Here is a 24,083-nt window from a genome sequence, read left to right as displayed (position 1 = left end):
ACGTGCCGCCGCATGACCCGCGCCGGAGCCGCTTCGACCCCACCGGCGGTGAGGATCTGCCGGCCGGGGGCTGGCCCGCAACCGCTGGTCGTCACTGCGGATCGTCGCGCAGGTCCCGGATGTACCAGTCGAACCGTGTGCCGCCGTTGCCGGGCGGCTGCTCGCCGGGGCTGAACCCTGCCCGCCGCGCGACTGCGGCGGATGCGCGATTCTCCGGATCGACCTGGATCACCGCCTCCTCGCCACCCTCGGTGGCCGCGTAGTGCGACGCCAGCAGGACCGCGCGGGTAGCCAGGCCCCGCCCCCTCCAGGAGGGGTAGAGGCCGTAGGCGACATTCACCTGGCCGGGGGCCAGGCCCTCTTCCGCGAACCGCAGGTCGACCGTTCCCGCCAGCGCCTCGTCGGAGCCCACCCGGATGCCGAAAGCGCGGAGCGGCCCGCCAGTGCCCCACTGCTCCCAACAGTGCCGGAAGTACGCTTCAACGCCCTCGCGCGTGCCGGGGCCGCCGTTGAGCCAGCGAACCAGCAGTTCATCCTCCCCCGCGAGATGCGCCTCCACATCGTCCAGGCGCAGTGGCGACAGAGTGATGGTCCCGTCGGACAGTTTCACCTCATGCATCCGACGATCCTCGACGTCGAAGCCGCTTCGCACCATCGGATTCCGGGGGACGCCGCTCGGAGCCGCCCACCACAGAGAGCGTTCTCGGAAGGGCCGCGAGGCGCCCCACCACGGCCTAGGCGACCCGAAGAACGATTCCGGGAGGCCCTGGAGCAGGTGGGCGGGCGTGCGGAATCCCCGGTCGCGCTTGCGCGGCGCCGGGAGGTACGACGACAGGGGGAATCATGCAAGCGTGCTTGATTGTTCTTGCTCCCGCTGCCACGCTCGACGTGACGTCCCCGCAGCAAGGAGAGTGACCGATGAGCCGGCTCGCCCCACCCACCCACGACCGGGGCATCACCACCCTCACCCTCGACTCGCCCGCCAACCGCAACGCGCTCTCCGCGGCACTCGTCGGCGAGCTCTCCACCGCCCTGGACGCGTGCGCGGCCGACGACACCGTACGAGCGGTCGTCCTCACCCACACCGGCAACACCTTCTGCGCGGGCGCCGACCTCACCGCACCGCCCGAGCCGCACGCCCTCGTCGCCCTGATGCGGCAGATCGTCGCCCTGCCCAAGCCCGTCGTCGCCCGGGTCACCGGCCACGTCCGGGCGGGCGGCCTCGGCCTGCTCGGCGCCTGCGACATCTCCGCGGCCGGTCCCGAGGCCTCGTTCGCCCTCACCGAATCCCGGCTCGGCCTCGCCCCCGCCGTGATCTCGCTGCCCCTGCTGCCCCGCACGGACCCACGCGCCGCCGCCCGCTACTACCTCACCGGCGAACGCTTCGACGCGACCGAAGCGGCCCGCATCGGCCTGATCACGCTCGCCGCCGAGGAGGTGGACCAGGGCCTCGCCCCCGTCCTGGACGGGCTGCGCAAGGCGTCACCCCAGGGGCTGGCGGCATCGAAGGAGCTGGTCACGGCTACTGTGCTGGAAAGTTTCGACCAGCATGCCGAAGACCTCATCGCCCGCTCGGCGGCCCTCTTCGCCTCCGCCGAGGCCCGGGAAGGAATGACGGCCTTCCTCGAACGACGGGATCCCGCATGGGAGTTGTGACGCCCCCCACCGACCGGACCCCCAAGCAGGACCGCAGCCGCGCAACTCGCCGCCGGCTCCTCGAAGCCGCCGTCGCCTGCCTCGCCGAACACGGCTGGGCGGGCTCCACGGTCTCCGTCGTCGCCGAACGCGCGGGCGTCTCGCGCGGCGCCGCCCAGCACCATTTCCCCACCCGCGAGGACCTGTTCACCGCAGCCGTCGAATACGTCGCCGAGGAACGCTCCGCCGCCCTGCGCGCCCTGCCTGTCCAGGGCCGCACGGACGTCGTTGCCGCCCTCGTCGACCTCTACACCGGCCCGCTCTTCCGCGCCGCCCTCCAACTCTGGGTGGCCGCCTCCAACGAGCCACAACTGCGCCCCCGCGTCAGCGAACTCGAAGCCCGCGTCGGCCGCGAGACCCACCGCATCGCCGTCGAACTCCTCACCGCCGACGAGACGAAGCCCGGCGTACGCGAAACCGTCCAGGGCCTCCTCGACATGGCCCGCGGCCTGGGCCTCGCCAACGTCCTCACCGACGACACGGCCCGGCGTCAGAGGGTCGTGGCGCAGTGGGCGTCGCTGCTGGACGACGCACTCGACTGACCGCGGCGGACCGGAACGGGCGGGACCGGACAACGTCCCGCCCCGCCCGGCGGTCCGGAACGGCGCTCAGTTCCCCAGATCCGCGAGCTGGTCGTACCCCTCGATCTCCCGGGGATCACGCGAACTCGGCCCCACGTACCGCGCCGAAGGACGCACCAGCCGCCCCGTCCGCTTCTGCTCCAGGATGTGCGCCGACCAGCCCGCCGTACGCGCGCAGGTGAACATCGACGTGAACATGTGCGCCGGGACCTCCGCGAAGTCCAGCATGATCGCCGCCCAGAACTCCACGTTCGTCGCCAGCACCCGGTCCGGGCGCCGTGCGTGCAGCTCCTCCAGTGCGGCCTTCTCCAGCGCCTGCGCCACCTCGAAGCGCGGCGCGCCCAACTCCTCGGCCGTGCGCCGCAGCACCCGAGCCCGCGGGTCCTCCGCCCGGTAGACCCGGTGCCCGAAGCCCATCAGGCGCTCGCCCTTGTCCAGGGCCTTCTTCACGTACGCGGTGGCATCGCCGGTCCGCTCGATCTCCTCGATCATGCCGAGCACCCGGGACGGCGCACCGCCGTGCAGCGGCCCCGACATCGCACCCACCGCGCCCGACAGCGCCGCCGCCACATCGGCGCCGGTCGACGCGATGACCCGGGCGGTGAACGTCGAGGCGTTCATGCCGTGCTCGGCGGCCGACGTCCAGTACGCGTCGACGGCCTTCACATGCTTGGGGTCCGGCTCACCGCGCCAGCGGATCATGAACCGCTCGACCACCGACTGCGCCTTGTCGATCTCGCTCTGCGGGACCATCGGCAGCCCCTGCCCGCGCGCCGACTGGGCGACGTACGACAGCGCCATCACGGCGGCCCGCGCCAGATCGTTGCGCGCCGTCTCCTCGTCGATGTCGAGCAGCGGCTTCAGGCCCCACACCGGCGCGAGCATCGCCAGCGCGGACTGCACATCGACCCGGATGTCCCCGGAGTGCACCGGGATCGGGAACGGCTCGGCCGGCGGCAGTCCGGGGTTGAACGCCCCGTCGACCAGCAGACCCCAGACGTTGCCGAACGACACATGGCCGACGAGATCCTCGATGTCGACACCCCGGTAACGGAGCGCACCGCCTTCCTTGTCCGGCTCGGCGATCTCCGTCTCGAACGCGACGACTCCCTCTAGTCCCGGTACGAAGTCGGACATGGCGGCTCCCTCGGTCGACGGCTCTGCGGAGGCCACAGTGGCCTGCTCAAGATACTGGCGGGTTCCCCCGACGCGGGGAAGCGTGACATCCGGCACAGCCCCCCGGATCGACGCCGCCGCGACGCCGCCCGGATCGCTCGCCACCCCTCCTCGCCGGGCCCGCTCGACCGCTGCGGCAGGATGACCCCGTGCCCACCGCAGACTCCCCCTCCGATTCCACCACCGATCCGGCCGCCATGCGCGAGCAGTACCGCTCCGAGGGCTTCACCGAGGACACGCTGGCCGCCGACCCGATGCAGCAGTTCGCCCACTGGTTCCGGCAGGTCGCCGTCGGCGGGCTGCTCCACGAGCCCAACGCCATGGTGGTCTCCACCGCCACCCCCGAGGGCCGGCCGTCCTCACGCACCGTGCTGCTGAAGAAGTACGACGCGCGCGGCTTCGTCTTCTTCACCAACTACGAATCCCGCAAGGGCCGCGAACTGACCGTCAACCCGTACGTCTCGCTGCTCTTCCCCTGGCACCCGATGGCCCGCCAGGTCATCGTCACCGGCAAGGCGTGCCGGACCGGCCGCGACGAGACGGTCGCCTACTTCCGCACCCGCCCGCACGGCTCCCAGCTCGGCGCCTGGGCGAGCCCCCAGTCGACGGTGATCGGCTCCCGCGAAGAGCTGCTCGCCCGATACGAGGAACTGGCGGCCCGCTACCCCGAGGGCGAACACATCCCCGCGCCCCCGCACTGGGGCGGCTTCCGCGTCGTCCCCGACACGATCGAGTTCTGGCAGGGCCACGAGAACCGGCTGCACGACCGGCTGAGGTACGTACGCGAGGGCGAGCAGTGGCGCGTCGAGCGCCTGTGCCCCTGAGGGGCCCCTGAGGGTGTCCCGCCCGGACATGCAGAGACCCGCAGGCTCTGGTTCCTCCTTGCGGAGGAGCCGGCCGGACTTACCGGCGAGCCTGCGGGTCGGTGACTGCTTGGGATTGGCCGATGACCGGCCTGCACTGCAAAGTGCGCGACAACGGGCGTCAGCCCGCAGCCACCTCACGAGTCCGAGAAGAAATCACTTCTGGAACACCTCCTTTCGCGTGTAGCAGCAGCCTAGGAACGTCCCCGGCGCCGCACAAGCGAATTAATGCGGCAGCCGATTTCCGGGAAGTCGGTGTGTGCCGGGGCACGTTCGAGTTCAATGGTCTGACGTGCGGAAATGCCGGATGCGTCCTGCGGGGGGTATGGGGTGAGTGCGTCCACAAGCGGTGGAACGACCGAGGCGCTCGGGCCCGACGAGGGGCCGAAGGCCGGGTCCGGGGCCGAGTTGCTCGCCGCGTTGCTCGACGGGATGGACGCCGCGCTCTGCGCCTTCGACGCGGGCGGCACGATCACCCACTGGAACCGCGAGGCCGAGCGGATTCTGGGCTGGTCCGCCGAGGAGGCCGTGGGGCGGCTCGGGTTCGCCGGGTGGGCGGTGCGGCGGGCGGACGCGGATGAGGTGCGGGAGCGGCTGATGGCGGCCATGGACGGACCGGGCCGCCGCGTCCACGAGTTCGCGCTGCTGCGCAAGGACGGCGGCCGGGTGCTCGTACGGACCCAGTCGGCCGGGGTCCGGGGCGCGGACGGCAGACCGGCCGGGGTGTACTGCGCGTTCAGCGAGGCGCATGCGCAGATCGATCTGGAGCGGTCGATCGCGCTGAGCGAGGCGTTGTTCCAGGACGCGTCCTGGGGTGTGGTGCTGGTCGACGCGGATCTGCGGCCGACGGTCGTCAACGCGCACGCGGCACGGGCGCTGGGCGGCGGTCGCAAGACGATGCTGGGGCGCCCGCTGGGGGAGTTGATCGTGCAGGGCGTCGAGGATCTGGAGGGCGCCTTGCAGCACGTGCTCGCCGAGGGCGCACCACCGGCGCCCGCCGAGTTGTGGGTGACGCTGCGGACGGCGGAGGGGGACCGGCGGCGCTGCTGGCGCAGCGGATTTCTGCAGCTGGCGTCGCCGCTCGCCGAGGAGCCGGTCCCGCTGGGGGTCGGCTGGCTGTTCCAGGACGTGACGGTGGAGCGGCTGGCGGCGCAGGAGGCGGACCGGGTGCGGTTCCGCTCGAACCAGCTGCACCGGGCCTCGCGGTCGGCGTCCGAGTGCGAGGACCCGATGGAGGCGGCGACATCCTGTCTGGACTACGCGCTCGCGGGCTTCGCGGACCATGCGCTGGTCGATCTGGTGGCGGGGGAGCGGCTGGTGCGGGTGGCGGCGACCCCCTCCGGTGAGCCGGGTCCGTGCCTGCCGGTGGCCGGCGGCTCCATTCCGCTGCGGTACGCGGCGGGGCATCCGGCTCTTCAGGCGGTGGACCGTACGGGTTCGGTACGGGCCAGCGCGGGCGCCGGGCCCGGGGCCGGGGTGTGGGCGGCCGAGCGGCAGTGGCCGGGTGATTCCGCGCACGCGCTGTGTGCGGTGCTGCGGAGCAGGGGGCGCACGCTGGGCGTGGTGACCTTCCTGCGCTCGGCCCACCGCACCGCGTTCGAGCGCCCCGACGCGGCGTACGCGGAGACGGTGGCGGCCCGGGTCGCGGGGGCGGTCGACCTGGCGCAGGTGACGGAGCGGCCGTAGGCGACGCGCTCCGGCCAGGGGTGCGCCGGGCCGCGTCGCGGAGCCCGGCACCGACCCAGGCCGGAGCCTGGCACCGACCCAGGCCGGAGCCTGGCACCGACCCCGGCCGGAGCCCGGCACCGACCCCGGCCGGAGCCCGGCACCGACCCCGGCCGGAGCCCGGCACCGACCCCGGCCGGAGCCCAGCCTCACGCCGCGTGCAGTGCCAGCGTCGGTGAGAGGCGGGACGCCCGCACCGCCGGGTAGAGGCCCGCGATCGTGCCGATCACCAGTGTCGCACCGAAGCCACCGCCGACCGCCCACGGCGGCACCACCCAGGGCAGCCCGCCGGAGTACGCGTACACCCCGGTCGCCGCCGCGCCGAGCGCCACGCCCGCCAGGCCGCCCAGGCCGGAGAGCATCAGCGACTCCGTGACGAACTGGATGCGGATCTGGCCCCGGGTCGCGCCGAGCGAACGGCGCAGGCCGATCTCGTACCGCCGCTCCAGCACCGAGATGATCATGGTGTTGGCGACCCCGACGCCGCCGACGAGCAGCGCGATGCCGCCCAGGCCCAGCAGCAGACTGCTGAACGCCCCCTCGGTCGCCGCCTTCGCCCGGAGCGCCGACGACGGGTCGGTGACCTTCACGTTCTGCGGGTTCTGCGGGTCGACCGTCGCCGCCATGACCTTGCGCACGTCCTGCACCGCCGCGTCGGCCGAGCGCTCGTACACCGACGTCGGGTGGCCCTCGAAGCCCAGCAGGCGCTTCGCACCCTCCCAGCCGATCAGGGCGGAGCGTTCGATCTCCGGCGCGAGCGGCAGCGGGGCGAGGATGCCGACCACGGTGAAGTACCGGTCGCCCAGCCACACCTGCTGGCCCGGAGCGGTGATGCCGAGACGCTCCGCGGAGACATGGCCGAGCACGACGGAGGGGTAGCGTCCGGTCGCGTTGTTGAGCCAGCTGCCGCTGCGGACCTCGCCGCGCAGCACCCGCAGCAGGTCGCCGGTGGTCGCCTTGACGGTGATCCCGCCCGTATCGTCCTTGTCGATCTTCTCGTTGCGGCGTGCGGTCGTGTCGAGGTCGGCGGTCGCGCCCACTTCCTGGACGCCCTTGATGCGGCCCACCATCCCGACCGCGTCCTCGGGCAGCTCGACGTCCTGCCCGGCGAACATCGAATCGCCGGGGGAGGCCACGAGCAGGTTGGTGCCCAGCTTGTCGAGTTCCCGGAGCAGTTGGGCCTGGCTGGAGGCGGAGATGCCCACCACCGAGATCATCGTCGCGATGCCGATGGCGATGCCCAGGGCGGAGAGCACGACCCGCATCGGCCGGCTGCGCAGCCCCGCCGAGCCGACGTGCAGCACGTCCCGGGGGCGGAGCCGGGCCGCTTTCAGCCGCCCCCGGCCCCGGCCGTCGGCCTCGCGGTCCGCGCGCCGCGCCCTCACTGGTCCGCCCCCGTCGCGGCGGGGGAGCGGCCGTTCCCGGATCCATCGCGCACATCCATGGAGGAATCGCGCATTCCCGTCGACGGATCGGGTACGTCCGTGGATGGATCGGGTACGTCCACGGACGGATTGCGTACGTCCGCGACCACCTGGCCGTCCCGGATGCGTACCTCGCGCGGCAGGCCCCGGGCGATCTCGGTGTCGTGCGTGATGACCGCGATGGTGGCGCCCTCCCGGTTGAGGTCGCGCAGCAGCTTCATCACCGCTTCCCCGGACGCCGAGTCGAGCGCCCCGGTCGGTTCGTCGGCCAGCAGCAGCGCGGGTTCCCCCACGACGGCCCGCGCGATGGCGACCCGCTGTTTCTGTCCGCCGGAGAGCTGGTGCGGCTTGTGGTCGAGGCGGTCGGCGAGCCCGACCCGCTCCAGCGCGGCGGCGGCCCTGCGGCGGCGTGCGGCACGGGGAAGGCCCGAGTACAGCAGGCCCTCCGCGACGTTGTCGCGGGCGCTGACGCCCGGCACCAGGTGGAACGCCTGGAAGACGAAGCCGACGTGCTGGGCACGCAGTGCGGAGAGCCTGCGGTCGGAGAGCGCCGCCACGTCGTGCCCGGCGATGTGGACGGACCCGGCAGTGGGGCGGTCCAGGGTGCCGATGATGTGCAGCAGCGTGGACTTGCCGGAGCCGGACGGGCCGACGATGCCGAGGAGTTCGCCCTCCTCGACGGTGAGGTCCACCCCGCGCAGGGCGGCGACCGGGCCCGGGTACTCCTTGGTGACGCCCCTGAGGCCGACGACCGTGCTCATATCTTCGGCACCCCGACCTTCATGCCCTCGCGCAGCCCGCCGCCGGACACCTCGACCCGGCCCTCGGCGAACATGCCGAGCTCGACCTTCACATCGCGGACCGTGCCGCCCCGGACGACCTGGAGGCCGAAGCCGCCGCCGGGCAGCGCGAGCAGCGCGTTCACCGGGACGCTGAGGACGTCCTTGTGCAGCTCGCCGGCCAGGTTCACCGTGACCGGCGACTGGTCGAAGCCGCCGACCTTCTCCGGCTTGTCGAAGGAGACGGTCAGGGCGACCTTGGGGCTGTTGTCCTGCGGGTCGTCGCCGGGCTTCGCCGTCCGGCCGACCGAGGAGACCGCCCCGGTCGCGCTGCTGCCGTCCGGCAGATCGACGGTGACCTTGGTACCCGCCTTGGCGAGCCGGCTCTCGGCTACATCGAGCTCGAACGTCACGATGCGCTCGGAGCCGGTCGTGGTGAGGACCGGAGCGCCGGGCTGGGCCAGTTCGCCGACGGCCGCATCGACGCTCTTGATCCGGACCTCCCCCGGGGCGAAGGCGATGTCCTGCGGCCCCACCGTTCCGGTCCGCTTGCTGTCGTGGGACTCCTGCCAGCGCTTGACGGCGGCCGCGGTCAGCTCGGTGTACTCGTCGTCCGGGGTGAAGCCGGTGTAGCCGAGTTCCGCGAGATTGCGTTCCAACTGCTCCACGTCCCGGCCCCGGTCGCCCGGCTTCAGCGTCCGGTACATCGGTCCCGAGCCGTACATCAGCCACACCGCCCGGCCGTCGACCTCGTACAGCCGCTCGTTCCGCTTGACGGTCGAGCCGGTGCGCGGGGTCCAGGTCATGGTGCCCGCCGCACCCGCGTTGACCTTGCGCTGCTTGTCGTAGCCGAGCGTCCCGTCCGCCTGGGCGCTGTCGCGCAGGTCGCCGCGCTCGACCGCGGCGGTGGCCGGGGGCAGCCCGGTGTTCTTCGGGCCACCCGTCTCCTCGGCGGAGCCGAACCGGGTGAGAGCCAGTGACCCGGCCGTCACGGCGAGCACCGCCGCAGCGGCCGCCATGGCCCGTCCGCGCCTCACCGCCCGACGCTTTCGCACGCCGCGTTGGCCTTCTCGAACTTCTTCATGTCCTTCGGCTTCATCATGGGCGCCGCCTGCATCGCCCCGCCGTCGAACTTCGGGTCGGGCATGTCGAAGCCGTTCTTGCGCATGCACCGGGCGAAGGCGACCGCCTTGTCCTTCTCGGCCTGGGTGAGCTCCTTGGGCCCGCCGCCGACCGCCTTGTCCCGGCAGGCCTTGAACGCCTTCTCCATCTCCGTCTTGCTCTTGCCGCCGCCGCCGATGGTGATTCCGTGGCTGTTCTCGCCCGGCTTCGGCTCCGGGACGTCCAGGCCCTGCTCCCGCAGGCACTTGCGGTGCTCCAGGGCCTGGTCCTCGTCCGTCTTCTTGGTGTCCGAAGCAGATCCGCCGCTCTTGGTTCCGCTTCCGCTTCCGCCCCCGTCGCCCGAGCAGGCGGTGGCCGACAGGACGACGGCGGCGGCGATCAGGCAGGCGGCGGCGACGCCGCGACTTTGGGCGCGGGAGGTGGTCCGGCGGGAAATGGTCGGGTTCATGGGGGCTCCTCGTCCGTTGCTGACAGGCCGGGTGCGTACGGCCCGAGCGTGTGCGAGGACGCGGTTTCGTTTCTCTCAGTCCGGATGCTTACACCGGCGAAACATCGCTTTGGGTTAAACAGAACCCATGCGTGTGCTGGTGGTGGAGGACGAGGAATTCCTGGCCGGGATGATCGCCGAGGGGCTGCGCCGTGACGCCGTCGCGGTGGACATCGCCCCCGACGGCCCGGCGGCGCTGGACCGGCTTCGGTTCGGCGCGTACGACGTGATGATCCTCGACCGCGATCTGCCGGGGCTGCACGGCGACGAGGTGTGCCGGCGGGTCGTCGGCATGCGCCTGCTGACCCGGATCCTGATGCTCACCGCGTCCGGGACGGTACGGGACCGGGTGGCCGGCCTCGGGCTCGGCGCCGACGACTACCTGACCAAGCCGTTCGCGTACGACGAACTCCTCGCCCGGGTCCTGGCGCTCGGCCGCCGCGCCCGCCCCGCTCTCCCACCGGTCCTGGAACGGGCCGGGCTGACGCTCGACACCGCCCGCCGCCAGGTCTGCCGCGACGGCCGCTACCTCTCGCTCTCCCGCAAGGAGTTCGCCGTGCTGGAGACCCTGCTGCGGGCCGAGGGCGCGGTCGTCAGCGGCGACGACCTGATCGAGGAGGTGTGGGAGGAGGACACCAGCTACCGCACCAACGCGGTCCGGGTCACGCTGTCCAAGCTCCGCGCCAAACTGGGCGCGCCCCCGGTGGTCGAGACGGTCCCGGGTGCCGGCTACCGCATCGGGGACGGCCTCGCCGACGGGCCGGGGAGCCAGGGCCCCGCGAGCGGACCGGGGGGCGGTGACGCGGCCGGACCGGTCCACGGGCCGGCGGGCCAGCCGGACGACGGCTCCGCGGACCGGCCGGGGGAGGGCCGGTGAGCAGCGAGCGCGCCCGGCTCACCGCGCTGTACGGCGGACTGCTGGTGCTGGCCGGCGCCCTGCTGGTGGGGCTGGTCTACCTGCTGGTCAGCGAGGGCCTCTACGCCAGTGTGCTGACCGCGGTGGCCCCGGCGGTCCCCGCCGGGGCCACCGCCTCCGCCGTCCGGTCGGGCATGGCCACCGCGCCCGCGCTGCCGTCGTCGGACTGGGCGCAGACCGTGGTCATGCAACCCGGGCAGTACGCGGTGGCGCAGCGGGTCAGCACCGCCGCCGGGGACGCCGCGCTCAGCCAGCTGCTGACGGTCTCCGGGGTCTCCCTCGTCGTCTACTCGGCGCTCTCCGTCGCGCTCGCCTGGTGGATGGCGGGCCGGGTGCTGCGGCCGGTCGGCGTCATCACCGCCCGCGCCCGCCGGCTCTCCGGCAGCAACCTGCACGAACGCCTCGCGCTGAAGGCCCCGCCCGGCGAGCTCAAGGAACTGGCCGACACCTTCGACGGGATGCTCGACCGGATCGAGGAGCTGGTCGCCGCCCGGCAGCGGTTCGCCGCCAACGCCGCCCACGAGCTGCGCACCCCGCTCGCCGTGCAGCGGGCCGCAGCCGAGATCGGCCTCGCCGACGACCCGTCGCCCGAGAAGGTCGCCTGGATCCGGGACAAGCTCATCGACACCGCCGCCGACAGCGAGCAGCTCATCGAGGGACTGCTGCTCCTCGCGGTCTCCGACGAGGGCCTGCGGCGGCGCGAACGGGTCGAACTGGACGCGACCGCGGCCACGGTGACCGAGGCGCTGGAGGCGGAGGCGAAGGGACGGTCCATCACCGTCGAGGCGGAGGTCCGGCCGCTGTCGGTCGAGGGCGACCCGGTCCTGCTGGACCACCTCGTGCACAACCTGGTCGCCAACGCGCTGCGCCACAACCACCCCGGCGGGACGGTACGGGTCCGGGTGGGGCCGGGCGGTCTGGAGGTCGCCAACACGGGGCCGGTGGTGGACCCGGCGACCGTGCCCCTGCTGTTCGAGCCGTTCCGCCGGGCGCAGGCCCGCCGCCACGCTCCCGGTGAGGGGGCCGGTCTGGGGCTCTCCATCGTGGCGTCGATCGCGAGGGCGCACGGCGGCGAGGCGAGTGCGACGGCGAACCCGGGCGGCGGACTGACGGTCCGGGCCGTGCTGCCGACGTGCCCGTAGCGGGGCGGCCGGCGGCCCGGTGCGATCAGTGGCGGTAGAAGATCCGGTCCCGGTACTCCGTCATGACGCGCCCGTTCCACTCGTGACCGCCGTCGACGTTTCCCGACCGCAGCATCGGCGGTTCGATCCCCCGCGCCACGAGCTGCTCCACCGCGGCGGCCATCATCGCCTGCATCACCGCACTGGTGACGACCGTCGACGCGGGTGCGAACGGCGCCTCGACCCCCTCGGCGGTCAGCTCCGCGTCGCCGAGGGAGATCTTGCTGTCGAGCACGATGTCGCAGTGGTCCCGCAGGAAGCCGCCCGAGCCGTGCCGGGACCGGGTGCCGTGCGCGTACGCCACCGAAGTGACGCCGATGACCTTCAGGCCGAGCGCCCGCGCATTCATCGCCATCTCCACCGGAAGCGCGTTGCGCCCGGAGAGCGAGATGATCACGAGGACGTCGCCCGCCTTTGCGGGGCTGGAGTCGAGCACCGCGCCCGCCAGCCCGTTGACCCGCTCCAGTGCCGAGCCGAGGGGCGCCGGCATGACGTCGACGCCGACGCTCCCGGGCACGGCCAGCAGGTTCATCAGGGCGAGGCCGCCCGCCCGGTAGACGACGTCCTGCGCGGCGAGGGAGGAGTGCCCGGCGCCGAAGGCGAAGAGCCTGCCGCCCGCCGCGACGGTGTCGGCGATCGCCGCACCGGCGGCCGCGATGTTGCCGGACTCCTCGTCGCGTACCCGCTCCAGCAGGCCGATCGCTGCGTCGAAGAACTGACCGGCCAGCTTGCTGTCGCTCATCGAGGAGGCCCTTTCCGGCGGGAGGAAGTGCTCACGGGTGTCCGTGCCGCGGATCACGTTGCGGTCTGGACCAGTGACATGTCAATACCGCCCACGCGGCTCCGCTGCACGGCGTTCGGCCGGTGCGGCACGGTTGTCGGCGGTATGCGTCAGAATTGGGTCAGGGCCAGCGCACGACGTTTTTCATGTCACAGCATCGAGGGGCACGAATGTCCGGACTGATCGACACCACGGAGATGTATCTCCGCACCATCCTCGAACTCGAAGAGGAAGGCGTGGTCCCCATGCGCGCCCGGATTGCGGAACGGCTGGACCAGAGCGGTCCGACGGTCAGCCAGACGGTGGCGCGCATGGAGCGTGACGGCTTGGTGCAGGTCGCGGGCGACCGGCACCTGGAGCTGACCGACGAGGGGCGCCGCCTCGCGACGCGTGTGATGCGCAAGCACCGGCTCGCCGAGTGCCTGCTCGTCGACGTGATCGGTCTGGAGTGGGAGCAGGTCCACGCCGAGGCATGCCGCTGGGAGCATGTGATGAGCGAGGCCGTGGAGCGGCGGGTGCTGGAGCTGCTGCGCCACCCGACGGAGTCCCCGTACGGGAATCCCATCCCGGGCCTGGAGGAGCTGGGCGAGAAGGCCGAGGCCGACCCGTTCCTCGAAGAGGGCATGGTGAGCCTGTCGGAGCTCGACCCGGGCGTCGAGGGCAAGACGGTGGTCGTGCGCCGGATCGGTGAGCCGATCCAGACGGACGCCCAGCTGATGTACACGCTGCGGCGCGCGGGTGTGCAGCCCGGCTCCGTGGTCAGCGTGACCCAGTCGCCCGGTGGCGTGCTGGTCGGCAGCAGCGGCGAGGCGGCGGAGCTGGACGCCGAGGTCGCCTCGCACGTGTTCGTGGGCAAGCGCTGAGCAGTACCACCGTCGGGTGGGCGCCCCTGGGCGGATGCCGCCGAGGGGCGCCCGTCCTGGCCGGCTGACGCCGCTGGGCGCCGCCTGGCCGAATGCCGTCGCCGGGGCGCCCCGGCGTGACGTCGGCTTTCCCTTTTTCCGTCCGGAATTGCAGCGCCCGGACGGATCACGTGCCAGGCTGTGCCTGAGGCATACCTGAGAGTGTCGGCCATCTGGCCGCGCGGTCGGGGAGGGAGCAGGCGCATGCGCCCGTCGTACCGGCGTGTCCGGCACGCGTACCGAAGAGTGGCTGCCACGGTCCCGGCCGTCCGCGCATCGCGCGTCGGTGCCCGGGGAAGCGCCCACAGGCGTACGCGTGCATGGCACAGAACCGCCCATGGGCGTACCCGCGCCTCGCGCACCGCCGCCCGCGAGACCTGTGCCGCCGCCCGCCGATGCACACCGGCGCCGACGGCTCCCCGGAAGACAGAGGGCCCCGGCGCCTCGCGGCGCCGGGGCCTGTCCTCCCCTGCTTTGACCTGGAGCCCCGAGCTCTCAAGGCCAATCCCCACGGGCCCTCATCCCCGAGTGGCCCGCCTCCAGGAGAAGGTCTCCCCTCCGCTGCCGCGGTCAATCCTTGGAGGCGGTCACTCGAACGAGCGGTGTTGGATGGCGGAACCCTGTTTTCGAATACAAGTTCGATAGTCTGGCGTGACGCGACCACGCGGTGATCGAGCAGTGGATCAAGCGATGATCGAGGACCAGAAGGGGGTGCCAGGACATATGGTGCGGCGCATCGATGTGACCGGGACCGGCGGCGTACGCCTCGCGGCCTGGGAGTTCGCCGACCCGCCCAAGGGGCGCGCGGAGGGCGAGCGCGCCCCCGGGGTCTTACTGCTCCACGGCCTGATGGGCCGGGCCGCGCACTGGGCCCCGACCGCCCGCTGGCTCGCCGAGCGGCACCGGGCCGTCGGCCTCGATCAGCGCGGGCACGGCCGCAGCGACAAGCCGGCCGAAGGCCCGTACACCCGTGATGCGTACGTCGCCGACGCCGAGGCGGCGATCGAACAGCTCGGGCTCGCCCCCGTCACCCTCGTCGGGCATTCGATGGGAGCGCTCACGGCCTGGCAGCTCGCCGCGAAGCGCCCCGATCTCGTCCGGGCCCTGGTCGTCTGCGACATGCGGGCCTCCGCGCTCGGCGCGGCCTCGCAGCGCGAGTGGGAGGACTGGTTCAAGACCTGGCCGGTGCCGTTCGCGACGCTCTCCGACGTACGGAAGTGGTTCGGCGAGGACGATCCCTGGGTGGAGCGGCCCAACCCGGCCCGCGGCGAGTTCTTCGCCGAGGTGATGGCCGAGCGGGCCGACGGCTGGCGCCCCGTCTTCTCCCGCCGCCAGATGCTCCAGTCCCGCGCGACCTGGGTGTTCGACGCGCACTGGGAGGAGCTGGCGCAGGTCCGCTGCCCGACCCTGGTGCTCCGCGGCCTCGACGGCGAGCTGGGCCGGGCGGAGGCCCAGGAGATGGTCCGCGTACTGCCGCGCGGGCAGTACGCGGAAGTGGCCGACGCCGGCCATCTCGTCCACTACGACCAGCCCGAGGGCTGGCGCGCGGCGGTCGAACCCTTCCTGGAGCAGTTCGCCGAGGACCCCCAGGACGACCGCGAGCCCGTCTCGACGTAACGGAGCAGCCGGGACGAGGCCGACCGTGCGACGGAGCGACGAAGCGACGGAGCGACGAGGAGACGGAGCGACGCGGACGGTCCTGCGGCGGCGGTCCTCAGCCCTTGCTGACCGCCGCCAGGATCTCCGGGAGCCGGTCCGCCGTGCGGGGAGCGGCGAGCCGCAGCCCCGCCCAGGAGATCAGCGCCCCGTACACACCGCCCACGGGCAGCAGCAGCCACAGCCACTGCTCCAGGTCGGCGACGTGCAGCCAGATCGTCACCGCGATCACGGGCGCGCAGAGCAGACCCGCCGAGACCATGCCGCCGAAGATCGAGATCCAGGCGAGCCCGCCCTGCCCCGGCGCCACGTTCTTGAACGCCCCGTCCTGCGGGATCGAGTACGGGAAGTTCGCCGACGCCACCGCGCCCGTCGCCAGCATCCCGCCCAGCAGGGCGAACGACAGCCCCATGACCTCCGGCAGGTCGCCCCAGTCACCGAGCACCGCGGCGGTCACCACCGTCACCACGACCGTGTAGGGCAGCGTGATCAGCAGCAACGCCAGGGCCCGCGCCCGCAGTTCCAGATAGGCGTCACGGGTGGAGGAGATCGTCAGCGCCACCATCCAGAACGCGGAGGTGTCCTGCCCGAACTGGTTGTACATCTGGATGCCGAGCATCCAGGCGGCGAAACAGGCGAAGTAGATCGAGCCGGTGCCCTGGAGCGCGTTGAGGATCGGCACGATCAGCCCGATCGCCAGCGCCGTGGTCCAGGCGGCCTTGGTCTTCGGGTCGCGTGCGATGTACCGCAGACTGCGCTCCATCACCGGACCCGTGCGCCCCTGCGGCAGCAGCGCGGAGAGCCTGGAGCCGTCCTTGCCGGCCTTCTCGCGGGCCGGCCCGGCGGCGGCCAGGGTCGAACCGTCCGGGGCCGTCATCAGCTTCACCAGGCTCCGCTGCCACAGCCACAGCAGCGCGACCAGCGCCGCGACGGACAGCAGCAGCTGTACGAGGGCCTGTCCGTACGAGCCCCGCGACGCCGAGTCCACCGCCCCGACCGCCGAGGCGGGCGGCAGCCAGCGCACCACGTCCGCGGCCGGTTCGAGCGCGGCGAGCCCGCCCGCCTGACCGAGCCGCTGCGCACCGAAGTTGACGACCTGGAAGCCCACCGCGATCACCAGCCCGCTGAGCACCGCGAGATCGCGGCCCTTGCGTGACGTCAGCAGTCGGGTGTTGGCCGTGGCCACGGCCCGTGTCAGCGTCACGCACACCAGCAGCGTGAGCGGCGCGGCCACCACGGCGAACACCGCGCCGGCCGCCCCGTGCGCCACCGCGAAGGCCGATCCGGCCGCCAGGCAGAGCGTGAACAGCGGGCCGATCCCGACCAGCGAGGCCGTCAGCAGCGCCCCGACCAGCGGGCGCGGACGCAGCGGCAGCATCACCAGCCGGCTCGGGTCGAGGGTCTCGTCGCCGCTCGGGAAGAACAGCGGCATCACGGTCCAGCCGACCGCCACCACTCCCGCCAGCAGCACGACGAAGGCGCCGGTGTGGGCGTGCCCGTGCAGCGCGATCAGCCCGATCAGCAGGCCCGCGGCGATCAGCAGGGTGACGACGACGGAGGTGATGTACGCGGCCCGCCGCCCGGACGACTGACGCAGCCCGTTGCGCAGCAGGGTCAGCTTCAGCCGTACGAAGACGCCGACGAGCCCCTCGCCGCCGCCGGCCGGTCCGGTGGCGGTCCCCACGGGGGCGTCGAGCACGCTCATCGCTTGCCGCCCAGCCAGTCCAGGGAGTCGCCGGTGGCACGGGAGCCCGCGCCGACGAGTTCGAGGAAGGCGTTCTGCAGCGAGGACGCCTCGCCACGCACCTGGGCCAGGGTGCCCTGGGCCCGGATCGTGCCGGCCGCCATGACGGCCACCCAGTCGCAGAGGGACTCGACGAGCTCCATCACATGGCTGGAGAAGACGACGGTCGCCCCCGAGCCGGTGTACCGCTCCAGGACTTCGCGGATGGTCTGTGCCGAGACCGGGTCGACGCCCTCGAACGGCTCGTCCAGGAACAGCACTTCGGGGTTGTGCAGCAGCGCGGCCGCGAGCCCGATCTTCTTCCGCATGCCGGTCGAGTAGTCGACGACCAGCTTGTGCTGGGCGCCCGCCAGGTCGAGCACGTCGAGGAGCTGGGTGGCCCGCTTGTCGACCTCGGCTCCCGGCAATCCTCGCAATCTGCCGGTGTACGCGAGGAGTTCGCGTCCCGAGAGGCGCTCGAAGAGCCGCAGTCCCTCCGGGAGCACGCCGATCCTGCTCTTCACCTCGACCGGGTCGCGCCACACGTCGCGGCCGGCCACCTCGACGGTCCCCTGGTCGGGGCGGAGCAGCCCGGTGACCATCGACAGCGTGGTGGTCTTGCCCGCGCCGTTGGGCCCGACCAGGCCGATGAACTTGCCTGCGGGCAGCTCCAGATCGATCCCGGCCACCGCGGTCTGTTCCCCGAACCGCTTCCACAGCCCCTGTACGCGAACGGCGGGCGGCGGCGTGGCCGGTCCGCCCGCCTCACCCGCCCGTGCCGCTCTGTCGGTCTCTGCCCGGTCCTGCATGATGCACTGCCTTTCGGTGTCCCCGTTTTCGGGACCACCCTACGAAAGTGTGCTCTGCCGGTGGCGTGTGCGTGCGTCGGCCGCCTCCCTGGCACAGGCGTAGGCGAGCGGGCTGATGAGCTCTTCCGCGTCCGGCAGCCACCGGTTGGCGGGGGTGGGGTGGCGGGCCCACTGCACCGCCCCGCGCCCGCCGACCCGGGTCGGCGGACCGGTCACGTAGTGGCCTTCGCCGCGGCCGACCAGATCGATGGCGGCGGCCCGCCAGCCCAACTTCCGTACCAGTTCGTCCGACTTGGCCGCCGCGCCCGGCAGCACGAGGAAGAACATCCGCCGGTCGGGGCTGCGGGTGACGGGGCCGAGGGGCAGGCCCATCCGCTCCATCCGGGCCAGCGCCAGGAAGCCGGCCGACTCCGGTACGTCGATCGCGTCGAAGGCACGCCCGGTGGGCAGCAGGATCGACGCCTTCGGGTGCCTGGACCACATCCGGCGGGCCGCGGCACCGCTTCCGGTCGCCCGGCCCGCCCAGTCCGGTCCGGCGGGGTGGGCCCCGGGGGCGGCGCAGCCGGTGTCTCCGCAGGAGCACCGCTCGGCCCCCTCCACCGCCTCCAGCCAGGTACCCGGGCACACGTCCCAGTGCCGCTCCTCGGCGTACCGCACCGCTGCGTCGAGCAGTTGCTCGCCCCGCTGCCGGGGGACCTTCGCGGCTTCCATGACGACGACGGGCTCTTCGACTCCGATGGGCTCTTCCACGCAGAGCACAACTACGGCCAACACTCGGGGTTACGGGCGTGGCGGGTGCGGCCACGGCGTATCGATCCGGCACACGGGGCGCATGGATGCATGGGCGGGGGCGCGCGTGAGGCGGTGCCCCGCAGGGCGGGTAGCCATATACGGGCAACCGCCGGGCAGCCGATGTGCGGGTCCGGAACGGTCGGCCTCTGTCATATGCCGACATGAATGACAAGGAACACGACGCACGTGACGAACACGATGAATCTGTGCATTTTCCGCGTATTCGCCGGGCAGTGATCGGCTCAATGATCACTGCGGCCTCAGGGGGAAACATGGCAGCCAGGCCTCTCGTCGCACGCCAGCCGAACGAACGGCTCCAGGCGCTCATTCAGGAAGCCGGATGCTCCAACGCCGGCCTCGCCCGCCGCGTCAACATGGTCGGCGCGGAGCGCGGGCTCGACCTGCGTTACGACAAGACGTCCGTGGCCCGTTGGCTGCGCGGACAGCAACCACGCGGCAGGGCACCGGGAATCATCGCCGAGGCGCTCGGCCGCAAGCTCGGCCGTACGGTCACGATCGACGAGATCGGCATGGCCAACGGCAAGAATCTGGCGTCCGGCGTCGGCCTGCAGTTCGCCCCGACCGTGATCGGCGCGATCGAGCAGGTCTGCGAGTTGTGGCGCAGCGATGTCGGCCGCCGCGACTTCCTGTCCGGTTCGGCGGTCGCCTCCTCCGCGCTCGTCGAACCCAGCCGCGACTGGCTGATCAGCGGAGCCGACCCGCAGGTGGCACGCGCCGCCGGGGCCCGCGTCGGGATGTCGGACGTGGCGGCGGTGCGGGCGATGACGACCGCGCTGGTCGACCTCGACCACCGGTTCGGCAGCGGACATGTGCGGCCGGTCCTGGTGCACTACCTCAACAGCGTGGTCTCCGGACTGCTCTCCGGGGCGTACCGCGAATCGGTCGGCCGACAGCTGTTCGCGGCGGTCGCGCGGCTCACCGAACTCGGCGGGTACATGGCGGTCGACACCGGCCAGCCGGGGCTCGCCCAGCGCTACTACATCCAGGCGCTGCGCCTGGCCCAGGCGGCGGGCGACCGGGCGTACGGCGGCTATGTGCTGGCCGCCTCGATGAGCCATCTCGCCGCCCAGCTCGGCAATCCCCGGGAGATCGCCCAGCTGGCGCGGGCCGCGCAGGAGGGCGCGCGCGGGCGCGTGACCCCGCGGGCGGAGGCGATGTTCTACGCGGCGGAGGCACGCGGACACGCCCTGCTCGGCGACGCCCGCACCTGCCAGGCGGTGACGGGCCGCGCGCTGACGGCCATGGAGCAGGCCGAGGCGGACACGGGCGACGACGCCGACTGGATCGCCCACTTCGACCACGCCTATCTCGCGGACGAGCTGGCGCACTGTCACCGCGACCTCGGCCAGGCGGAGGCCGCCGCGCGCCGGGCGAAGGAGTCCCTGGCCGGCCACCCGGAGTCCCGGGCCCGCCGCCGCGGCATCGGTCTGGTGCTCCTGGCCACGGCCCAGGTCCAGATGCGCGAGGTGGAGCAGGCCTGCCACACGGGCACGCGGGCGATGGAGCTGCTGGGGTCGGTGCGCTCCAGCCGGGGAGCGGAGTATCTGGACGATCTCCAGCAGCGGCTGCTCCCGTACGGGGACGAGGCGGCGGTGCGCGAGTTCGGCGCGCGGCTGGAGCTCCAGGCGGCCTGACCGGGGCCGGTACCGGGGCTCGAATGCGGCGCTGTCGTTCGGTCGCCCCTCAACTGCGTCTTGAGAGCGCTGAGCGTTACAGCGCCTGTGAAGGGCTGGTGAGTGACAACACACGCTTGGCGAACGGCGGCAACCACCCGATAGCGTGAGCCGACGATTCCGTAGGTTTACACGTAGGAGTCCCGGTGACGCAGAGCGGACAGGGTGACGAACAGCAGCTCCCTGCTGTACGGCCCGCGCACGAAGGTGTCGTGCTGCCCGCGGGTGGCGGCGAGCCCTGGATACCAGGGGGGCCCGCGGATCAGGCCGCCCCGGCGGGCGGCCAGCCGTGGGGGCAGCCCTGGGGGCCGCAGACGGCGCACCAGGACGCCTCGCATCAGTCCCAGCCGCAGCCCCAGCCCCAGCCGCACGCCCAGGGGCAGGGAGCGTACGGGCAGGGCCAGTACGGTCAGGTCCAGCCGGGGCAGGGGTACGGGCAGCCGCCCGTGCAGCAGCACGCACAGATGCCGCAGGCCCAGCCGCTGCCGCCCGTCCAGCCCCAGCAGCCCCAGCAGCAGCTTCAGTCTCCGTACACCCAGCAGCCTCTGCATACTCAGCAGCCGCCGCACGCCCAGCAGCCGCCGCACGCCCAGCAGCCTCCATACACTCAGCAGCCTCCATACACTCAGCAGCCCCCGTACGCCCAGCAGCCCCCGCAGTCGTTCGCGCAGCCGTTGCCGCCCGAGGCCGTGCCCGGGATGAGCATGGGCGGGGACGCGGAGGCCACGCAGTACATCGCGCCGGTGGCCGGTGGGCCCGCGCCGGGCGGGCTGCCGCCGGAGAACCCCGCGGAGTCGACCCGGTTCCTCGGCCACGCGGCGCCGCAGCAGCAGCCGCAGGCGTACCCGCAGCAGCCCGGTCAGGGCGGCGACGCCGAGTCGACCCAGTTCATCCCGCCGGTCCCCGGCGGCGCCCCGTACGGCATCAGGCCCGGAACCCCGGGTGACCGGCAGCCGCCCGCCGAGTTCGACAACCTGTTCCGCAGCGACGAGCCGGCGGGTTCCACCCAGCAGATGCCCCGGCTCGACCCCGGGCAGCAGTACCGGGGTGCCCAGCAGCCCCCGCAGTCGCCCCAGGCCCCGCAGCCCCCGTACCAGCCCGTGGACGAGGAACCGCAGGGGCCGGCGGGGCCGCGCAAGAAGCGGGCGCACGTCACGCTCATCGCGGCGGTCGTGGCCGGCTGCGCCGTCGTCGGTCTCGGCGCGGGTGCGCTGCTGAGCGGCGGCGACGACAAGGGCAAGGACGACAAGCAGGCGGTCGCCGCGGCGAGTTCACCCGCCGGGGAGACCTCGAAGCAGGCTCCGGCCGATCCGGCGAAGTCGCAGGCCGAGGCGCTCGACAAGCTGCTGGCGGACAGCAACAACAGCCGTGCCGCGGTTGTCGGGGCCGTCGAGAAGACCAAGAGCTGCACGGATCTGGACCAGGCCGTGACCGATCTGAAGGGCGCCGCCCAGCAGCGCCGCGATCTGGTGACCCGGCTCCAGGGGCTGTCCGTCGACAAGCTGCCGAACCACGCGCAGCTGACCTCTTCCCTCACCAAGGCCTGGCAGGCGTCCGCCGCCGCCGACGAGCACTATGCCGCATGGGCCGGGCAGGCCAAGAACGGCAAGAAGGTGTGCAAGCACGGGAAGGCGCGTACGACCTCCGAGACGCAGCAGGCCACCGTGCAGAGCGGCGAGGCGAGCAAGGCGAAGCGGGAGGCGTCGGGGCTGTGGAACTCGATCGCGTCGAAGTACGGGCTGACCCGCCGGGCGGCGACGGAGCTGTGACGGCGGGGCGGGGCGGGGCGGGCCGACCGCCCCGCCCCGGAACGCCCGCGCCGCGGACGTACACGCCGGAGCGCGGCGGTCAGCTCCTCGCGCTGGCGTCCGACAGCGTCTTCGTGATGTCCATGAATCCCTTCCGGTCCGCGACGAGCCGTCCGTCGCGGACCACCTGGAACGTCACCCCGGTGTTGACAATCCGCGGATAGGCGGACGAGCCCAGCACGTCCTTGAAGCTCCAGCGCAGCACCGGGGTGAGGCCGCCGGTTTCGGCCGGGGTGCCCTCGTTGAGGGCGGAGGTGAGCTTCCAGGAGGTGATCTGCGGGGAGTCGATCGCCTGCACGATCTCCTTCAGCACGGTGTACGCGATCCAGGTGGTCTGCACGCCCGTGTCGTCCGGGTCGATCCGGTTGTCGCCGAAGGCGTGCTTGCGGATCACGTTCCGCATCCCGTCCCAGCGGGCGTCGCCCGTGTCCGGGTACCAGCCGGTGATGTAGGCCCCCTCGAACGGGCTGTTCCGGCCGCCGGTGCTGTCGATCAGCGGCTGGTCGACGCTGCCGAGCACGGAGGAGATCCGGACGCTCCCGGACGACGGTTCGAGCCGCCGGAAGGAGTCGAAGAAGGTCCCCGTACGCTTCCCGAGCACGGCCGTCACACAGCCGTCGGAGGCCCCTGCCGCCTGGAGCGCCGGTCCGGCGGCCGCGTCGTACGAAGTGGCCGACTCCGGCGCCCGGATGTCGGCGGGCGCGGGCCGGCCGGCCTCGGTGAGGCCGGTCCTGAGGAGCCAGGCCTGGTCGTCGCCGCTCAGGGTGTCGGGCCGGACCACGGACACCCGCTCGCAACTGCGGGCCAGCTGCCGGGCGTTGCCCGCGAGCAGGGCCGGCTGGCCGCCGTTGACCGGATAGGAGTTGTAGCTGCTGAACTCCTCGTCGGAGGCGCCGTAACCACCGATGTAGGGGATTCTGGCTGCCTCCAGCGGTGGCATGAACGCCGAGCCGTGCCGGCTGTACGAGCCGACGACCGCGACCGCCTTCTCCTTGACGGCCAGCCGAGCGCAGTTCGCCGCGCCGATCGAGGTGTCGTCCTCGTCGCAGGTGACGACGCGCAGCTTGTGACCGTCCAGCCCGCCGTTTCCGTTGGCCCAGCGGGCATAGGTGCGCGCCATGGCGGTCACGCCCGCCATGTTCACCGAGTCCGGCCCCGCGACGCCACTGGGGGCCCACGTCACCACGGTGACGGGCTCCCTGGAGCCCCCCGTGGCCCCAGGGAGTGCGCCGCAACCGGTGACCAGCAACGCCCCGGCCGCCGCCGTACTTGTGAGGAGCTTGTAGGGGCGGGGGGAGGTGGGGCGTCGCCGTCCGGTCATGGGCATGAACATTTCCGGCCCCGGGGTAACGCCGCAGTGTGCACCGCTCAACGCTCAGTGACATCCAGGTGAATTGCGGGGGCCGGTGCGGGGGGCCGAAAAGGGAACGTACGATCGATGACCGTGCAGCAAGGTTCGGAGAACTCTTCCCGTCGCGGCCGTCGCTCCTCCACCATGGGCGGCATGCCGCTGAATGACATGCCTTGGTGGCGCTGGCGCAGCAACGTGCGCTCGGCGCTGCACATGCTCTCCGACCCCGTCTTCCACCACGAGTGCTGGCTGGCCGGCCGGGAGGGGTACGGCGACGTCACCGACGCCGTCTACCGCCTGGTCGAGGACACCTGGCTGGACAACTGGTCCGCCGAGAAGTACATCGGGACGATCTTCCGTGACACCAACGAGGCCGCCCTCGTGGACGTCGCGGTGCTCCGGGTGCTGCGGATCATGCACCAGGTCGGGGCGGACGCCCCCGTCTCGGCGTATCTGGAGCACCACGGCTGGCCGGAGGCCGTACGGGCCGCCCGCGAGGCCCATGTGCTGCTCGCCGGCAACGACGGCGAGGACCCCGGTACGCCGCCGCGCTCCCTCGACGTGCTCCGCATATTGACCAGGTCGGCCTGACAGCGGGCCGGTGTGGCACGCTACGGG

At 72.6% G+C, this 24,083-nt stretch carries 23 protein-coding genes; 11 read left to right on the top strand and 12 right to left on the bottom strand.

Annotated features, from left to right (window positions below; translation table 11 throughout):
• Positions 1 to 91 precede the first annotated feature (91 nt).
• Positions 92 to 655, bottom strand: a complete 564-nt coding sequence (locus OG520_RS17310) for a GNAT family N-acetyltransferase (protein ID WP_406013751.1) — start codon at positions 653 to 655, stop codon at positions 92 to 94.
• 263 nt (positions 656 to 918) lie between these two features.
• Between OG520_RS17310 and OG520_RS17305 the strand changes: the two genes are divergently transcribed.
• Together OG520_RS17305 and OG520_RS17300 are read left to right on the top strand one after the other, a co-directional pair.
• Entirely contained in the window at positions 919 to 1,656 is a 738-nt protein-coding gene (locus tag OG520_RS17305) for an enoyl-CoA hydratase family protein (protein ID WP_406013750.1), read from the top strand.
• Positions 1,644 to 2,237 carry a TetR/AcrR family transcriptional regulator gene (locus OG520_RS17300; RefSeq protein WP_406013749.1) on the top strand — a complete coding sequence of 198 codons (594 nt, stop codon included), beginning with the start codon at positions 1,644 to 1,646 and terminating at the stop codon, positions 2,235 to 2,237. The genes OG520_RS17305 and OG520_RS17300 overlap by 13 nt, the downstream gene beginning before the upstream one ends.
• A gap of 66 nt (positions 2,238 to 2,303) precedes the next feature.
• On the opposite strand, the gene OG520_RS17295 is transcribed toward OG520_RS17300, so the two are convergent.
• Positions 2,304 to 3,413, bottom strand: coding sequence for a citrate synthase 2 (locus OG520_RS17295; RefSeq protein ID WP_406013748.1), 1,110 nt, complete (start codon positions 3,411 to 3,413; stop codon positions 2,304 to 2,306).
• A gap of 236 nt (positions 3,414 to 3,649) precedes the next feature.
• Here OG520_RS17295 and pdxH point away from each other — a divergent pair, with 236 nt between their 5' ends.
• Positions 3,650 to 4,276 (top strand): pyridoxamine 5'-phosphate oxidase, encoded by a 627-nt coding sequence (gene pdxH, locus OG520_RS17290; RefSeq protein WP_406016504.1) that lies wholly within the window; start codon positions 3,650 to 3,652, stop codon positions 4,274 to 4,276.
• Between the two features lie 369 nt (positions 4,277 to 4,645).
• A complete protein-coding gene (locus OG520_RS17285; protein ID WP_406013747.1) occupies positions 4,646 to 6,001 on the top strand; it encodes a PAS domain-containing protein in 1,356 nt (451 codons plus the stop codon).
• A gap of 188 nt (positions 6,002 to 6,189) precedes the next feature.
• Here OG520_RS17285 and OG520_RS17280 read toward each other — a convergent pair whose 3' ends face one another.
• The 4 genes from OG520_RS17280 to OG520_RS17265 are packed head-to-tail and all read right to left on the bottom strand — an operon-like array spanning position 6,190 to position 9,813.
• Entirely contained in the window at positions 6,190 to 7,425 is a 1,236-nt protein-coding gene (locus tag OG520_RS17280; RefSeq protein ID WP_406013746.1) for an ABC transporter permease, read from the bottom strand.
• Entirely contained in the window at positions 7,422 to 8,225 is an 804-nt protein-coding gene (locus tag OG520_RS17275) for an ABC transporter ATP-binding protein (protein ID WP_406013745.1), read from the bottom strand. Before OG520_RS17275 ends, OG520_RS17280 begins: the two co-directional genes overlap by 4 nt.
• Positions 8,222 to 9,262, bottom strand: coding sequence for an efflux RND transporter periplasmic adaptor subunit (locus OG520_RS17270; RefSeq protein ID WP_406013744.1), 1,041 nt, complete (start codon positions 9,260 to 9,262; stop codon positions 8,222 to 8,224). Before OG520_RS17270 ends, OG520_RS17275 begins: the two co-directional genes overlap by 4 nt.
• Before the next feature lie 14 nt (positions 9,263 to 9,276).
• Positions 9,277 to 9,813 carry a hypothetical protein gene (locus OG520_RS17265; protein ID WP_406013743.1) on the bottom strand — a complete coding sequence of 179 codons (537 nt, stop codon included), beginning with the start codon at positions 9,811 to 9,813 and terminating at the stop codon, positions 9,277 to 9,279.
• A 127-nt stretch (positions 9,814 to 9,940) separates the two neighbouring features.
• On the opposite strand from OG520_RS17265, the gene OG520_RS17260 reads away from it, so the two are divergent.
• Complete coding sequence (locus OG520_RS17260; protein ID WP_406013742.1) at positions 9,941 to 10,729, top strand: response regulator transcription factor; 789 nt, start codon at positions 9,941 to 9,943, stop codon at positions 10,727 to 10,729.
• Positions 10,726 to 11,910, top strand: coding sequence for an ATP-binding protein (locus OG520_RS17255; RefSeq protein WP_350983210.1), 1,185 nt, complete (start codon positions 10,726 to 10,728; stop codon positions 11,908 to 11,910). Before OG520_RS17260 ends, OG520_RS17255 begins: the two co-directional genes overlap by 4 nt.
• A 25-nt stretch (positions 11,911 to 11,935) precedes the next feature.
• On the opposite strand, the gene OG520_RS17250 is transcribed toward OG520_RS17255, so the two are convergent.
• Positions 11,936 to 12,691, bottom strand: a complete 756-nt coding sequence (locus OG520_RS17250) for an SIS domain-containing protein (RefSeq protein ID WP_406013741.1) — start codon at positions 12,689 to 12,691, stop codon at positions 11,936 to 11,938.
• A gap of 209 nt (positions 12,692 to 12,900) precedes the next feature.
• Between OG520_RS17250 and OG520_RS17245 the strand changes: the two genes are divergently transcribed.
• Positions 12,901 to 13,593, top strand: coding sequence for a metal-dependent transcriptional regulator (locus OG520_RS17245; RefSeq protein WP_406013740.1), 693 nt, complete (start codon positions 12,901 to 12,903; stop codon positions 13,591 to 13,593).
• Positions 13,594 to 14,355: 762 nt separating this feature from the next.
• The gene (locus tag OG520_RS17240; protein ID WP_399327744.1) at positions 14,356 to 15,249 is read left to right on the top strand and encodes an alpha/beta fold hydrolase; all 894 of its coding nucleotides are present in this window, start codon (positions 14,356 to 14,358) and stop codon (positions 15,247 to 15,249) included.
• 97 nt (positions 15,250 to 15,346) lie between these two features.
• On the opposite strand, the gene OG520_RS17235 is transcribed toward OG520_RS17240, so the two are convergent.
• From OG520_RS17235 to OG520_RS17225, 3 genes are read right to left on the bottom strand one after another with little or no spacing between them, the layout of a single operon-like run.
• Positions 15,347 to 16,993 carry a transporter gene (locus tag OG520_RS17235; protein WP_406013739.1) on the bottom strand — a complete coding sequence of 549 codons (1,647 nt, stop codon included), beginning with the start codon at positions 16,991 to 16,993 and terminating at the stop codon, positions 15,347 to 15,349.
• Positions 16,990 to 17,820 (bottom strand): ABC transporter ATP-binding protein, encoded by an 831-nt coding sequence (locus OG520_RS17230; protein ID WP_406013738.1) that lies wholly within the window; start codon positions 17,818 to 17,820, stop codon positions 16,990 to 16,992. Before OG520_RS17230 ends, OG520_RS17235 begins: the two co-directional genes overlap by 4 nt.
• Before the next feature lie 39 nt (positions 17,821 to 17,859).
• The gene (locus tag OG520_RS17225; RefSeq protein ID WP_406016503.1) at positions 17,860 to 18,531 is read right to left on the bottom strand and encodes a bifunctional DNA primase/polymerase; all 672 of its coding nucleotides are present in this window, start codon (positions 18,529 to 18,531) and stop codon (positions 17,860 to 17,862) included.
• A gap of 353 nt (positions 18,532 to 18,884) precedes the next feature.
• Here OG520_RS17225 and OG520_RS17220 point away from each other — a divergent pair, with 353 nt between their 5' ends.
• Complete coding sequence (locus OG520_RS17220) at positions 18,885 to 20,267, top strand: transcriptional regulator (RefSeq protein ID WP_399326903.1); 1,383 nt, start codon at positions 18,885 to 18,887, stop codon at positions 20,265 to 20,267.
• 167 nt (positions 20,268 to 20,434) lie between these two features.
• Here the strand turns inward: OG520_RS17220 and OG520_RS17215 are convergent, their stop codons facing one another.
• The gene (locus tag OG520_RS17215; RefSeq protein ID WP_406013737.1) at positions 20,435 to 20,764 is read right to left on the bottom strand and encodes a hypothetical protein; all 330 of its coding nucleotides are present in this window, start codon (positions 20,762 to 20,764) and stop codon (positions 20,435 to 20,437) included.
• 6 nt (positions 20,765 to 20,770) lie between these two features.
• Here OG520_RS17215 and OG520_RS17210 point away from each other — a divergent pair, with 6 nt between their 5' ends.
• Positions 20,771 to 22,075, top strand: a complete 1,305-nt coding sequence (locus OG520_RS17210) for a hypothetical protein (RefSeq protein ID WP_406016502.1) — start codon at positions 20,771 to 20,773, stop codon at positions 22,073 to 22,075.
• A gap of 79 nt (positions 22,076 to 22,154) precedes the next feature.
• Here the strand turns inward: OG520_RS17210 and OG520_RS17205 are convergent, their stop codons facing one another.
• Entirely contained in the window at positions 22,155 to 23,435 is a 1,281-nt protein-coding gene (locus OG520_RS17205; RefSeq protein WP_406013736.1) for an ABC transporter substrate-binding protein, read from the bottom strand.
• 117 nt (positions 23,436 to 23,552) lie between these two features.
• Between OG520_RS17205 and OG520_RS17200 the strand changes: the two genes are divergently transcribed.
• Entirely contained in the window at positions 23,553 to 24,056 is a 504-nt protein-coding gene (locus tag OG520_RS17200) for a hypothetical protein (RefSeq protein WP_406013735.1), read from the top strand.
• Positions 24,057 to 24,083: the final 27 nt, after the last annotated feature.

It is taken from the genome of Streptomyces sp. NBC_00984, from assembly GCF_045162475.1.
Classification (GTDB): domain Bacteria; phylum Actinomycetota; class Actinomycetes; order Streptomycetales; family Streptomycetaceae; genus Streptomyces.
This window is presented reverse-complemented; position numbering and strand designations above follow the sequence as displayed.

What these genes read in the sequence shown, in the direction of transcription:
- OG520_RS17310 (WP_406013751.1), bottom strand. Translation starts at nt 655, where the DNA reads ATGGTGCGAAGCGGCTTCGACGTCGAGGATCGTCGGATGCATGAGGTG.
- OG520_RS17305 (WP_406013750.1), top strand. Translation starts at nt 919, where the DNA reads ATGAGCCGGCTCGCCCCACCCACCCACGACCGGGGCATCACCACCCTC.
- OG520_RS17300 (WP_406013749.1), top strand. Translation starts at nt 1,644, where the DNA reads ATGGGAGTTGTGACGCCCCCCACCGACCGGACCCCCAAGCAGGACCGC.
- OG520_RS17295 (WP_406013748.1), bottom strand. Translation starts at nt 3,413, where the DNA reads ATGTCCGACTTCGTACCGGGACTAGAGGGAGTCGTCGCGTTCGAGACG.
- pdxH (WP_406016504.1), top strand. Translation starts at nt 3,650, where the DNA reads ATGCGCGAGCAGTACCGCTCCGAGGGCTTCACCGAGGACACGCTGGCC.
- OG520_RS17275 (WP_406013745.1), bottom strand. Translation starts at nt 8,225, where the DNA reads ATGAGCACGGTCGTCGGCCTCAGGGGCGTCACCAAGGAGTACCCGGGC.
- OG520_RS17270 (WP_406013744.1), bottom strand. Translation starts at nt 9,262, where the DNA reads ATGGCGGCCGCTGCGGCGGTGCTCGCCGTGACGGCCGGGTCACTGGCT.
- OG520_RS17265 (WP_406013743.1), bottom strand. Translation starts at nt 9,813, where the DNA reads ATGAACCCGACCATTTCCCGCCGGACCACCTCCCGCGCCCAAAGTCGC.
- OG520_RS17260 (WP_406013742.1), top strand. Translation starts at nt 9,941, where the DNA reads ATGCGTGTGCTGGTGGTGGAGGACGAGGAATTCCTGGCCGGGATGATC.
- OG520_RS17250 (WP_406013741.1), bottom strand. Translation starts at nt 12,691, where the DNA reads ATGAGCGACAGCAAGCTGGCCGGTCAGTTCTTCGACGCAGCGATCGGC.
- OG520_RS17245 (WP_406013740.1), top strand. Translation starts at nt 12,901, where the DNA reads ATGTCCGGACTGATCGACACCACGGAGATGTATCTCCGCACCATCCTC.
- OG520_RS17240 (WP_399327744.1), top strand. Translation starts at nt 14,356, where the DNA reads ATGGTGCGGCGCATCGATGTGACCGGGACCGGCGGCGTACGCCTCGCG.
- OG520_RS17235 (WP_406013739.1), bottom strand. Translation starts at nt 16,993, where the DNA reads ATGAGCGTGCTCGACGCCCCCGTGGGGACCGCCACCGGACCGGCCGGC.
- OG520_RS17230 (WP_406013738.1), bottom strand. Translation starts at nt 17,820, where the DNA reads ATGCAGGACCGGGCAGAGACCGACAGAGCGGCACGGGCGGGTGAGGCG.
- OG520_RS17225 (WP_406016503.1), bottom strand. Translation starts at nt 18,531, where the DNA reads ATGGAAGCCGCGAAGGTCCCCCGGCAGCGGGGCGAGCAACTGCTCGAC.
- OG520_RS17220 (WP_399326903.1), top strand. Translation starts at nt 18,885, where the DNA reads ATGGCAGCCAGGCCTCTCGTCGCACGCCAGCCGAACGAACGGCTCCAG.
- OG520_RS17210 (WP_406016502.1), top strand. Translation starts at nt 20,771, where the DNA reads ATGCCGCAGGCCCAGCCGCTGCCGCCCGTCCAGCCCCAGCAGCCCCAG.
- OG520_RS17205 (WP_406013736.1), bottom strand. Translation starts at nt 23,435, where the DNA reads ATGACCGGACGGCGACGCCCCACCTCCCCCCGCCCCTACAAGCTCCTC.
- OG520_RS17200 (WP_406013735.1), top strand. Translation starts at nt 23,553, where the DNA reads ATGACCGTGCAGCAAGGTTCGGAGAACTCTTCCCGTCGCGGCCGTCGC.